The sequence below is a fragment of the Rhizobium sp. BK098 genome, from assembly GCF_014193155.1.
Classification (GTDB): Bacteria; Pseudomonadota; Alphaproteobacteria; order Rhizobiales; family Rhizobiaceae; genus Rhizobium.
Genome location: NZ_JACHYY010000016.1, coordinates 66,371 through 77,865, shown reverse-complemented (window position 1 = coordinate 77,865; position 11,495 = coordinate 66,371). Strand labels below are relative to the sequence as shown.

Here is an 11,495-nt window from a genome sequence, read left to right as displayed (position 1 = left end):
CGATGTTGCAGCCCTGCCCGGCCAGATAGTTCGAGATCGCCGCAACGATCCCGCGCGTCGATTTGCACGCAACTGTCAATACATAGCTCGTCATGCTGATTTTCCTCCGCCGTCCGCGGCCAAAATTCCGCTGTCGTGCCGGGGGCTAGCGCCCCGGCACCTGAGCCCTTAAGGGCATCTTGTCACTGCGCCCTCAGATATCGAGCGTACTGTCGCGCTCCCACTGCGTGAAATGCGAGCAGTAGGCGTTCCATTCCTGATGCTTGAGCTTCAGATAGGCCTCGGAGAACTCCGAGCCGATCGCTTGCTTCAGCCCCTCGTCCTCGTCATAAGCCCGCAAGGCATCGAGAAGATTGAGCGGCAGGCGCGGCGCATTCTTCACCAGGTGACCCTCGGCATACATGTCGATATCGTGATGGGGACCAGGATCGGCTTTGCCGCGCAGACCGTCGAGGCCGGCAGCGATGATGACCGCCTGCAGCAGGTATGGATTGACCGCACCATCGGGCAGGCGCAGCTCGAAGCGGCCGGGACCCGGCACGCGCACCATGTGGGTGCGGTTGTTGCCGGTCCACGTCACGGTATTGGGAGACCAGGTGGCGCCGGAGGTCGTGCGCGGCGCATTGATGCGCTTATAGGAATTGACCGTTGGGTTGGTGATCGCCGCCAGCGACGAGGCATGTTTCATGATGCCGCCAAGGAAGTGTCTGCCTTCGGCCGACAGACCGAATTCCGCTTCCTTGTCGGCAAAGACGTTGGTCTTGCCGTCATTGCTCCACACGGAGATATGGCAATGGCAGCCATTGCCGGTGAGACCCTTGAAGGGTTTCGGCATGAAGGTTGCTCGAAGCCCGTGCTTCTCGGCGATCGACTTGACCATGAACTTGAAGAAGGAGTGCTTGTCCGCCGTCTTCAGGGCATCGTCGAATTCCCAGTTCATCTCGAACTGGCCGTTGGCGTCCTCGTGGTCGTTTTGGTACGCACCCCAGCCGAGCTCAAGCATATAGTCGCAGATCTCGGAGATGACGTCATAGCGGCGCATGACGGCCTGCTGGTCGTAGCAAGGTTTTTCTGCGGTATCGTATTCATCCGATATCTTGGCGCCATCGGCCGTGATCAGGAAGAATTCAGCCTCGACGCCCGTCTTGACGCGCTTGCCAGCGGCTTCCGCTTCTTTCACGAGCTTCTTCAGCACGTTTCGCGGCGCTTGGCCGACGAGTTCGCCCTCCATCATGCAATCGGCCGCGACCCAGGCAACATCCTTCTTCCATGGGAGCTGGATGACGGAGGAAGCATCAGGTACGGCGAAAAGATCGGGATGAGCGGGCGTCATGTCGAGCCAGGTGGCAAAACCAGCAAAGCCGGCGCCCTCTTCCTGCATTCCGGCAATTGCCTGCGCCGGCACCAGCTTGGCACGCTGGCCGGAAAAAAGATCCGTATAACTGATCATGAAATATTTGATGCCTTTGTCCTTTGCAAAGGCAGCAAGATCCAGTGTCATTCTCGTTCCCCTTTGGATTTCTTCGAGACACTTCGATGATGCATGCAGCGGCCGGGCCTCGTAGCCCGGCCGAAATCTTAAAAGCCTCCCTTGCCCGGATACCAGTTGGTGCCGGCGAGCGGAATCTGCGCCATGGCGGCAGCTTCCATCGTCAGCGCACAGAGGTCCTCAGGTTCCAGATTGTGCAGGTGATTTTTGCCGCAAGCGCGCGCGATCGTCTGCGCCTCCAGCGTCATCACCTTGAGATAATTGGCAAGGCGTCGGCCCGCAGCAATCGGATCGAGCCGGCTTGCGAGCTCCGGATCCTGGGTCGTGATGCCTGCCGGGTCCTTGCCCTCGTGCCAGTCGTCGTAGGCGCCGGCCGTCGTGCCGAGCTTCTGGTACTCTTCTTCCCACTTGGGATCGTTGTCACCGAGCGCAACCAGCGCCGCCGTGCCGATGGCAACCGCATCAGCGCCGAGTGCGAGCGCCTTCGCCACATCAGCCCCAGAGCGAATGCCGCCGGAGATGATCAGCTGCACCTTGCGGTGCATGCCGAGATCCTGCAGCGCCTGGACGGCGGGACGGATACAGGCGAGCGTCGGCATGCCGACATTCTCGATGAAGACGTCCTGCGTCGCGGCCGTGCCGCCTTGCATGCCGTCAAGCACGACGACATCGGCACCGGCCTTTACGGCAAGAGCGGTGTCGTAATAGGGGCGCGCGCCGCCGACCTTCACATAGATCGGCTTTTCCCAATCGGTGATCTCGCGCAATTCCATGATCTTGATTTCGAGATCGTCCGGCCCGGTCCAGTCCGGATGACGGCAGGCCGAGCGCTGGTCGATGCCCTTCGGCAGATTGCGCATGTTGGCGACACGATCGGAAATCTTCTGGCCGAGCAGCATGCCGCCGCCGCCGGGCTTGGCCCCCTGCCCGACCACCACCTCGATCGCATCGGCGCGACGAAGATCCCTAGGGTTCATGCCGTAGCGCGAGGGGAGATACTGATAGACCAGCGTCTGCGAATGGCCGCGCTCTTCGTCCGTCATGCCGCCGTCGCCTGTTGTCGTCGACGTGCCGGCAAGCGTGGCGCCTCGGCCGAGCGCTTCCTTGGCGTTGCCGGAAAGCGCACCGAAGCTCATGCCTGCGATGGTGATCGGGGTTTTCAGCGTGATCGGCTTTTTGGCAAAACGGCTGCCGAGCACGACGGTCGTATCGCATTTCTCGCGATAGCCTTCGAGCGGATAGCGCGAGATCGAAGCCCCGAGAAAGAGCAGATCATCGAAATGCGGCACCTTGCGCTTCGTGCCGGCGCCGCGGATATCGTAGATGCCGGTCGCTGCCGCACGGCGGATTTCAGCGAGCGTATGATCATCGAAGGTCGCCGACTTGCGGGGTGGCGTATATGGATTGTGGTAGCTCATGAGGTCCCCTTCGCCTTAGTACGCGTCGGCATTGTCGATGTTGAAATTATAGAGCTTGCGGGCCGATCCGTAGCGCTTGAATTCCTCGGGCTTGACGCCGCGCACCCCGGCCTTCTCGAGAAGCTCGGCAAGCTTCTCCAGATGCTCCGGGCGCATTTCCTTTTCGATGCAGTCCGAACCGAGACTTTGCACTGAACCGCGGACAAAAAGCTTGGCTTCATAGAGGCTGTCACCTAGCGCATCGCCTGCATCGCCCAGCACGACCAGATGGCCGGACTGCCCCATGAAGGCCGACATATGGCCGATGTTGCCATAGACGACGATGTCGATGCCCTTCATCGAGATGCCGCAGCGCGACGCCGCATTGCCCTTGATGACAAGCAAGCCGCCGCGGCCGGTCGCGCCGGCATACTGGCTGGCATCGCCTTCGATCACGACGCTGCCGGACATCATGTTCTCGGCGACGCCGGGACCGGCGGAGCCATGCACCGTGACGTTACCACCGTCGTTCATGCCGGCACAATAGTAGCCAACCGAACCCCTTATATCGACGGTGACGGGCGCATCGATACCGGCGGCGACAGCATGATGGCCGCGTGGGTTGACGACCTCGAAGGCTAGATCGTTGGCCCCTGGGGGAAGGCCATGAAGGGCACTATTGAGTTCGCGCAGCGGCGTGACGGATAGGTCGAAAACTGGCATGTAAGATCTCTCTCGATTGCGGCGCTTCTGATCAGGCAGCCTTTTCGTGATCCCAGAAATAGACGGTCGCCGGTTCCGGCTCCCAGATGCGGGCATCCTCGATACCAGGCAGATTGACGAGCGCGCGATATTCGGAGCCAAAGGCGACATACTGGTCGGTCTCCGCCATGACGGCCGGCTTGCAGGCGATGGGATCGCGAACGACGCCGAAACCGGATTTGGTGCCGACGACGAAGGTGAAGAAGCCGTCGAGGTCGTCGACCGCGCCTTCCAATGCAGCGCCGAGATCCTTGCCCTTTGCCATTTCGGCCGTCAGATAGGCAGCCGCGACCTCGGTATCGTTTTCCGTCTCGAAGGTCATGCCGACGCGCTTAAGCTCGCGACGCAGGTTGTTGTGGTTCGAGAGCGACCCGTTGTGAACCAGGCATTGATCCGAACCTGTCGAAAAGGGATGAGCGCCAAGCGTTGTGACAGCCGACTCGGTCGCCATACGGGTATGACCGATGCCATGCGTGCCGGACATGGCGGCGACGCCAAAGCGCGAGACTACATCCTTCGGCAGGCCGACTTCCTTGTAGATCTCGACGGTATCGCCGCTGCTCATGACCCGGATATTCGGGCGCAGAGCCGCCAGTGCTACTCGACCCTCGTCGAGCTTGTCCTTGGCAAGAGTAATGACCGCATGCGTGCTCTTGACCACGACGGATACCGGGACGTCGAGCGCGCGCCGGAGTTCATATTCCAGACCGTCGAAATCCTTGGCCGGATCGGCTGACTGGACGGTTATCTTCGCCGTGTTTCCGTTATCGTTGCCGTAGATCGCAATGCCCGCGCTATCAGGTCCGCGATCGGTCATCGTGATCAGCATGGAGGACAGAAGCGCGCCAAGTTTCGGCTCCAGCGCCTTATCCTTCAAGAAGAGACCGACAATTCCGCACATGCCCAAACCCTCCGTTTTCGCATCTGCAAAATGGCTATCAGGTCCAACGCGGTTTTTCAACTCAAAAGAATAAATTTTTCTTTTTAGGCAAGTTAATCAGTCTTGCCCCGCTGTGGATAGCTGATGATCGACAGGTATTTCGCCGGCAGTTTCACAAGCACTTCCGGTCCATGCGGCGCATCCGCATCGAAGAAGAGGCTGTCGCCGGGCTGCATGGGATAGAGCTGGTCGCCATGACGGTACATCACCTCGCCCTCGAGCATATAGAGGAACTCCATGCCCTCGTGCTGGAATGTCGGAAAGACATCGGAATCGGCCGTCAGCGTAATCAGATAGGGCTCAACGATGACACCGCTCGAATTGTTGTCGATATGGCCGAGCACATTATATTGATGGCCGGCACGCGTGCCGCGGCGTTCGAGTTCGACGCCCTGGCCAGCCTTGACGAAGACAGCATTGCGCGGCTCTTCGTAACGACGGAAGAAAGCTGTCAGCGGCACGCCGAGTGCGCGCGACAGCGATTGCAGCGTCGTCAGCGACGGCGAGATATTGCCGTTTTCGATCTTCGACAGCATGCCGAGCGAGATACCCGTCGCGGCGGCAAGATCCGTCACCGTGATGCCGAGCTTCTTGCGATAGGCGCGAACCTCGTGGCCGATCGCCATCTCGAGATTGTTTTCCTTCGGCTCGCGCACCGCATGCGGATTTTGTGAGAAAGCTGACCGTCCGCCATGGGACTGGTCGTCGGCCGATATCTTGTCTGCCTTGGTTTTCATTTATGATCCTTTTTGCCGGCAGGGCTTGCTGCGGCGATCCTATCCTCCGAGTGAAATTTTCTCAACTGCCGCGAAAATCACGCCTGACGGGTATCACCGGGCGCAATCCCATAAAGAGAGCGATAGGCTCGGGCAAAATGCGCGCCGCTTGAAAAGCCGGTGGCGATGGCGATTTCGGAAATCGAAAGCGGGCTCTGCTCCAGGAGCCGCCGGGCATGCTGCAGCCGTATTCGCCGATATTGATCGAGAAACGTCGAGCCGAGATGAGCGGCAAACAGCCGGTCGAGATGACGCGGCGTGACGCCGGCAATCCGCGCCATGGCGGCACGGTCGAGGGGCATCTCGATCGTTTCCTCCATTTTTTCGAGCACGCTCAGCAGACCCGGATGATGGACGCCATAGCGCTCGGCGAGCGAGCCGCGTTGCGGCGCAGTCGGCTCACCCACCTCCGTATGCAGATACCAATCGCTGACGCGCCGGGCAAAATCGGCGCCCATGCGCTCTGATATCAGTACATGCATCATGTCGAGCGGCGCAATGCCGCCACCACAGGTGATACGATTGCCGTCGATGACGAAGCGCGCTTGGCGCGGCGTAAGCGCCGGAAAGGCTTCGAGCAGGGCTGGCGCATGCTCCCAATGAATCGTGAAATCGCGCTCAGCCAAAAGCCCGGCGGCGGCAAGCAGATAAGGACCGCCGGAAATCCCGCCGATGCGCACGCCCTCGCGTGCGAGCTGGCGCAGGCAGGCAAGCACCGAAGGGTAATGCCAATCGCGTGGCGAGCCGCCGGCGCAGACGAAGACCGTGCCAAGACCGGATCCGCGACCTGGAAGATGCTCGGCCGGCACCGGCACGCCGCCCGACGATACCGCCGGAGTGCCGTCCGGCGAAAAGATCGACAATCGATAGATTTCACGCCCGGCCAGAAGATTGGCCGCCCGCAGCGGCTCGCTCGCAGAAGCATAGGACATCAGCGCGAATCCCGGGATCAGGACAAAGCCGATGGACTGACTATTTCTTGCGTCGATTGGAGCCATGTCCCTTTTCTATCGAAAGAGGTCCTAATTGGGCAAGTCGGCATTTGCCACTCTGTCATCATGAGCGCAATTCACAGCGGACCTGACCATGCGCTATTCGGCTTTCTCTGTTTTCCTCAACGGCCTACGCGGCAATACTGGCTGGGCGCCCGCCTGGCGCCAGCCGCAACCGAAGCCACATTATGACGTCATCATCGTCGGTGGCGGCGGCCATGGACTGGCGACCGCCTATTATCTGGCCAAGACCTTCGGCATCACCAATGTCGCCGTTCTGGAAAAGGGCTATCTCGGCTCGGGCAATATTGGCCGCAACACCACGATCATTCGCTCCAATTACCTGCTGCCCGGCAACAATCCCTTTTACGAGCTGTCGATGAAGCTCTGGGAAGGGCTCGAGCAGGATTTCAATTTCAACGCCATGGTCTCGCAGCGCGGCGTGCTCAATCTCTTCCATTCGGATGCGCAGCGCGATGCCTACACTCGCCGCGGCAATGCCATGCGCCTGCACGGCGTCGATGCCGAATTGCTCGATCGCGAAGCCGTCCGTAAAAAGCTGCCTTTTCTCGATTTCGAAAACGCACGATTCCCGATCATGGGCGGCCTGTTGCAGCAGCGCGGCGGCACGGTGCGCCACGACGCAGTCGCCTGGGGCTATGCCCGCGGAGCCGATAGCCGTGGCGTCGACATCATCACCGGCTGTGAAGTCACAGGCGTCCGCACCGACCAGGGCCGCGTCACGGGTGTCGAGACGACAAAGGGATTCATCGGTTGCGGCAAGCTGGCACTGGCGGCAGCCGGTAATTCCACCGTCGTCGCCGATATGGCGGGTCTGCGTTTGCCGATCGAAAGTCATGTGCTGCAGGCGTTCGTCTCCGAAGGCCTGAAGCCGTTCATCGATTGCGTCGTTACCTTCGGCGCCGGGCATTTCTATGTCTCGCAATCCGACAAGGGTGGCCTTGTCTTCGGCGGCGATATCGACGGCTATAATTCCTATGCCCAGCGCGGCAACCTCGCGACCGTCGAGCATGTTGCCGAAGCCGGTGTGGCGATGATCCCGGCACTGACCCGCGTGCGCTATCTACGCACATGGGGCGGCGTCATGGACATGAGCATGGACGGCTCCCCGATCATCGACCGGACCCATATCGACAATCTCTATCTGAACGCCGGCTGGTGCTACGGCGGCTTCAAGGCCACGCCGGCGTCAGGCTATTGCTACGCGCATTTGATCGCCCGCAACGAGCCGCATGAAACGGCGACACAGCTGCGCCTCGACCGATTCCGGCGTGGCTATCAGATCGATGAAAAGGGCGTCGGCGCCCAGCCGAACCTGCATTGAGGACATGACGACATGGCAAGCCTGATTTCCTGCCCTCACTGCGGCACACGTCCCAAGGAAGAATTCACCATCAAGGGGGATGCAAACCTTATCCGCCCGAAAGCCGATGCCGGCACCGAAGACTGGTATGATTACGTCTACCTACGCAACAATCCAAAGGGACTTCATAAGGAATATTGGCACCATTCCTCGGGCTGCCGCCGCTGGCTGATCGTCGAGCGCGACACCGTCACACACAAGGTCCATGGCGTCAGCGATGCGGCGCTTACCAAGCTTGGAGGCGGCGCATGAGCAGCTATCGTCTTTCCTCCGGCGGTCGGATCGACCGCTCCAAAACCATTGCCTTCAGCTTCGACGGCAGGAACCTGGCGGGCCATCCCGGCGACACGCTTGCCTCAGCCCTCCTCGCCAACGGCATCCAGCTTGTTGGCCGCAGCTTCAAATATCATCGGCCGCGCGGAATCCTGACGGCTGGTGCCGCCGAACCCAATGCGCTTGTCACGACCGGCACAGGCGGCCGTACCGAGGCCAACAGCCGCGCCACCATGATCGAGCTTTATGATGGGCTCACGGCGCGGAGCCAAAACCGCTGGCCCTCTCTCGCCTTCGATTTCGGTGCCGTCAACGGGCTGCTGTCGCCCTTCCTCAGCGCCGGCTTCTACTACAAGACCTTCATGTGGCCGGCCGCCTTCTGGGAAAAGGTCTACGAGCCGCTGATCCGCAAGGCCGCCGGTCTCGGCAAGGCCTCATATGAGGTCGATCCCGATTCCTACGAGAAATGCTGGGCGCATTGCGATCTGCTCGTCATCGGCGCTGGGCCTGCGGGCCTTGCCGCGGCGCTGACGGCGGGACGCGCCGGAGCGCGCGTCATTCTTGCCGATGAAGGCTTCGCTCTTGGCGGCAGTTTGCTCTTTGAGAGCAATTCACCCCTTGGGGAAATCTTGGACGAACTCGACAGCCTGCCGAACGTGCAATGCCTGCCGCGCACGACGGTTATCGGCTGGTACGACGACAATGTCTTCGGCGCCGTCGAACGCGTTCAGAAGCATGTGGCAGCGCCCGACCCGCGCCAGCCGGTCGAGCGCCTGTGGCGCATCATCGCCAAGCAGGCGATCCTTGCGACCGGCGCCGAGGAGCGGCCACTCGTCTTCGGTGGCAACGACATTCCAGGCGTCATGATGGCAGGCGCCATGCGCAGCTATCTGAACCGTCAAGCTGTCGCTCCCGGTAAGCGCACCGTGGTCTTCACGACCAACGGTTCCGGCTACCGGACCGCCGCCGACCTCGAGGCAGCGGGAGTCGACGTGCTCGCCATCGTCGATACGCGCGCCGCAGGTGAACACTGGGGCGGCAAGGCGCGGGTGCTGACCGGTGCTTGCGTCCTCGATGCGGTCGGAACCAAGCAGGTTCGCGGGGTCAAGATTGCGAGCGGTTCGGGCACTCAGGAGATCGATGCGGACGCTTTGGCCATGTCCGGCGGCTGGAGCCCGATCATCCATCTTGCCTGCCATCGCGGCGCAAGGCCGGTGTGGTCCGAACGGCATGCAGCCTTCCTCGCGCCCGAAAGACAGGAGGGCTTGCTGATTGCCGGCTCGGCATCCGGCCTTGCCTCCACGGATAGCTGCCTTGGTGACGGAGCAATCAAAGCTGCCGAGGCGCTGGAAACCATCGGCTTTGGAAAGATCGCTCCCGCCTTTGCTTCGGCAGAAGAAGAAGTACCGACTGTTGCCGCGCGGCTCTGGCATGTCAAAGGGAGCAAAGGCAAAGCCTTCGTCGATTACCAGAACGACGTGAACCTGAAAGATCTGGGGCTTGCCGTGCGCGAAGGTTATGGCGATGTCGAGCTCGCCAAACGCTACACGACGAACGGCATGGCGACCGACCAGGGCAAGCTTTCCAACATCAACGCCATCGGCATCCTGGCCGAGGCCCGCGGCGTCTCGCCGGCCGAAGTCGGGACTACGACGTTCCGGCCCTTCTATACACCGGTTTCCTTCGGCGCCCTGACGGGTACTTCGCGGGCTAAGCACTTTCAACCGGCGCGCAAATCCCCCTTGCATGAATGGGCAAAGAAGAATGGCGCAGTCTTCGTCGAAACCGGCCTCTGGTACCGCTCCTCCTGGTTCCCGCGTGACGGCGAGAAGACCTGGCGCGAAAGTGTCGATCGGGAGGTGCTGAATATCCGGAAAAATGCCGGCATCTGCGATGTCTCGACCCTCGGCAAGATCGAGATCTTCGGCAAGGACGCGTCAACCTTTCTCGACCGCATCTATTGCAACGGCTTCGCCAAGCTTTCCGTCGGCAAGGCGCGCTACGGTATCATGCTGCGCGAAGACGGCATGATCTATGACGACGGCACCACCAGCCGGTTGAGCGAAGACCATTTCTTCATGACCACGACGACAGCGCTTGCCGCCGGCGTGCTCACCCATCTGGAGTTCTGCGCCCAGACGCTCTGGCCCGAACTGGAGGTCTATTTTGCGTCGTCAACCGATCAATGGGCGCAGATGGCGGTCGCCGGCCCGAAATCGCGGATGATCCTGTCCGAGATCATCGACGAGGACATTTCCGACGCCGCCTTCCCGTTCATGAGCGCGCGCGCCGTCTCTCTGTTCGGTGGCAAGCTCAAGGGTCGGCTCTTCCGCATCTCCTTTTCCGGCGAGCTCGCTTACGAGCTTGGCGTGCCCGCGGCCTATGGCGAGTTCGTTGCCGACACCATCATGCAAGCAGGCGAGAAGCATGGTATCTGCGCCTATGGAGCCGAAGCGCTCGGCGTCATGCGCATCGAGAAGGGCCACGTCACCCATGCGGAGATCAATGGCACGGTAACACCAGGCGATCTTGGCTTTGGTCGCATGGTTTCGACCACGAAACCCGATTTCATCGGCAAAGCGATGCTCGCGCGCGAAGGCCTGCAGGCGGCCGACCGGCCTCGCCTCGTCGGTGTCAAACCGGTGAAGCCTGCGACTAGCTTCCGCACCGGGGCCCACATCCTGGCGGAAGGTGCTGCCGCAACGCTCGAAAGCGATCAGGGCTATGTCACCTCGAGCGCCTTTTCCCCCAAACTCGGCCATACGATCGGGCTCGCGCTCATCAAGAATGGGCCGGAGCGTATCGGCGAAAAGATCGTCGTCTGGAATGGCCTCAGAAACGAATACACGGATGCGGTGATCTGCAGCCCCGTCTTCATCGATCCCCAGAACGAGAAACTCCATGCCTGATTTGCCGACATCGAAGCCGGTCCTCGCCGGCAAGTCCGTTCTACAAGGCGAGACCATCCGGCTTGAAGCCTTACCTGAGGGTCATCTGCTGCAGGTAATGGGAGCGACGACGAGCGAAGAGCTTGCGGCGCATCTTGCAGCAGCCGGCCTCACGGAGAGCTCCGTGCGTCCGGCCGGATACCGGCAATGGTTCATCGCCGGCGGCGAGCAGCTTGCCGGCTCCCAAGAGCGGGCACTTGCGGACGCTCTGGCGGGCAGAGCTTTCATCTCCGATCAAAGCCACGGGCGCATCCGTATCCGCATCTCAGGATCGAGCGCCGCCCGGATGCTCAATAGGGGTACTGCTGTCGACCTGCATCCAGTGAACTTCCCGAAGGGAAGCAGCGCCATGACGCTCTTCGGCCATATCTCCGTGCAGCTCACGCGCCTGGGCATGGAGGATTTCGAACTGACTGTCCTGCGCAGCTTTGCGGAATCGCTGTATGAAGAACTCGAAACGCTGGTCGTTTCCCAAGCGGCTGGCATTCGGCGCAACTCGTGAAGCATCCGCTTTTGATGCACGCGAAAAGACGG

The 11,495-nt window shown here is 61.0% G+C and carries 10 protein-coding genes and 1 pseudogene; 4 read left to right on the top strand and 7 right to left on the bottom strand.

What is annotated here, in order from left to right:
• The 7 genes and pseudogenes from purU to FHT73_RS27160 form a co-directional block, all read right to left on the bottom strand.
• Window positions 1–94: pseudogene (gene purU, locus FHT73_RS27190) on the bottom strand (formyltetrahydrofolate deformylase); the annotation flags it as partial.
• Window positions 95–193: 99 nt separating this feature from the next.
• Complete coding sequence (glnT, locus tag FHT73_RS27185) at window positions 194–1,501, bottom strand: type III glutamate--ammonia ligase (protein WP_183716111.1); 1,308 nt, start codon at window positions 1,499–1,501, stop codon at window positions 194–196.
• 77 nt (window positions 1,502–1,578) lie between these two features.
• Window positions 1,579–2,907 (bottom strand): FMN-binding glutamate synthase family protein, encoded by a 1,329-nt coding sequence (locus FHT73_RS27180; protein WP_112339154.1) that lies wholly within the window; start codon window positions 2,905–2,907, stop codon window positions 1,579–1,581.
• Between the two features lie 15 nt (window positions 2,908–2,922).
• Window positions 2,923–3,609 carry a GXGXG domain-containing protein gene (locus tag FHT73_RS27175; RefSeq protein WP_112339153.1) on the bottom strand — a complete coding sequence of 229 codons (687 nt, stop codon included), beginning with the start codon at window positions 3,607–3,609 and terminating at the stop codon, window positions 2,923–2,925.
• 31 nt (window positions 3,610–3,640) lie between these two features.
• The gene (locus tag FHT73_RS27170) at window positions 3,641–4,549 is read right to left on the bottom strand and encodes a glutamine amidotransferase family protein (protein WP_112339152.1); all 909 of its coding nucleotides are present in this window, start codon (window positions 4,547–4,549) and stop codon (window positions 3,641–3,643) included.
• A gap of 92 nt (window positions 4,550–4,641) precedes the next feature.
• Window positions 4,642–5,325, bottom strand: coding sequence for a helix-turn-helix domain-containing protein (locus FHT73_RS27165; RefSeq protein ID WP_015343856.1), 684 nt, complete (start codon window positions 5,323–5,325; stop codon window positions 4,642–4,644).
• A gap of 77 nt (window positions 5,326–5,402) precedes the next feature.
• Window positions 5,403–6,362 carry a GlxA family transcriptional regulator gene (locus FHT73_RS27160; RefSeq protein WP_183716108.1) on the bottom strand — a complete coding sequence of 320 codons (960 nt, stop codon included), beginning with the start codon at window positions 6,360–6,362 and terminating at the stop codon, window positions 5,403–5,405.
• 88 nt (window positions 6,363–6,450) lie between these two features.
• Here FHT73_RS27160 and FHT73_RS27155 point away from each other — a divergent pair, with 88 nt between their 5' ends.
• Genes FHT73_RS27155 through FHT73_RS27140 form a run of 4 tightly spaced genes read left to right on the top strand, consistent with a single transcriptional unit; the run spans window position 6,451 to window position 11,463 of the window.
• Window positions 6,451–7,701: a sarcosine oxidase subunit beta family protein gene (locus FHT73_RS27155; protein ID WP_183716106.1), complete on the top strand. Its 1,251-nt coding sequence runs from the start codon at window positions 6,451–6,453 to the stop codon at window positions 7,699–7,701.
• A 12-nt stretch (window positions 7,702–7,713) separates the two neighbouring features.
• Complete coding sequence (locus FHT73_RS27150; protein ID WP_112401089.1) at window positions 7,714–7,992, top strand: sarcosine oxidase subunit delta; 279 nt, start codon at window positions 7,714–7,716, stop codon at window positions 7,990–7,992.
• Window positions 7,989–10,922 (top strand): sarcosine oxidase subunit alpha family protein, encoded by a 2,934-nt coding sequence (locus FHT73_RS27145; RefSeq protein ID WP_183716105.1) that lies wholly within the window; start codon window positions 7,989–7,991, stop codon window positions 10,920–10,922. The genes FHT73_RS27150 and FHT73_RS27145 overlap by 4 nt, the downstream gene beginning before the upstream one ends.
• Window positions 10,915–11,463 carry a sarcosine oxidase subunit gamma family protein gene (locus FHT73_RS27140; RefSeq protein ID WP_183716103.1) on the top strand — a complete coding sequence of 183 codons (549 nt, stop codon included), beginning with the start codon at window positions 10,915–10,917 and terminating at the stop codon, window positions 11,461–11,463. Before FHT73_RS27145 ends, FHT73_RS27140 begins: the two co-directional genes overlap by 8 nt.
• Window positions 11,464–11,495: the final 32 nt, after the last annotated feature.

Coding starts and splice junctions, on each gene's coding strand:
- glnT (WP_183716111.1), bottom strand. CDS start 1,501: ATGACACTGGATCTTGCTGCCTTTGCAAAGGACAAAGGCATCAAATAT.
- FHT73_RS27180 (WP_112339154.1), bottom strand. CDS start 2,907: ATGAGCTACCACAATCCATATACGCCACCCCGCAAGTCGGCGACCTTC.
- FHT73_RS27175 (WP_112339153.1), bottom strand. CDS start 3,609: ATGCCAGTTTTCGACCTATCCGTCACGCCGCTGCGCGAACTCAATAGT.
- FHT73_RS27170 (WP_112339152.1), bottom strand. CDS start 4,549: ATGTGCGGAATTGTCGGTCTCTTCTTGAAGGATAAGGCGCTGGAGCCG.
- FHT73_RS27165 (WP_015343856.1), bottom strand. CDS start 5,325: ATGAAAACCAAGGCAGACAAGATATCGGCCGACGACCAGTCCCATGGC.
- FHT73_RS27160 (WP_183716108.1), bottom strand. CDS start 6,362: ATGGCTCCAATCGACGCAAGAAATAGTCAGTCCATCGGCTTTGTCCTG.
- FHT73_RS27155 (WP_183716106.1), top strand. CDS start 6,451: ATGCGCTATTCGGCTTTCTCTGTTTTCCTCAACGGCCTACGCGGCAAT.
- FHT73_RS27150 (WP_112401089.1), top strand. CDS start 7,714: ATGGCAAGCCTGATTTCCTGCCCTCACTGCGGCACACGTCCCAAGGAA.
- FHT73_RS27145 (WP_183716105.1), top strand. CDS start 7,989: ATGAGCAGCTATCGTCTTTCCTCCGGCGGTCGGATCGACCGCTCCAAA.
- FHT73_RS27140 (WP_183716103.1), top strand. CDS start 10,915: ATGCCTGATTTGCCGACATCGAAGCCGGTCCTCGCCGGCAAGTCCGTT.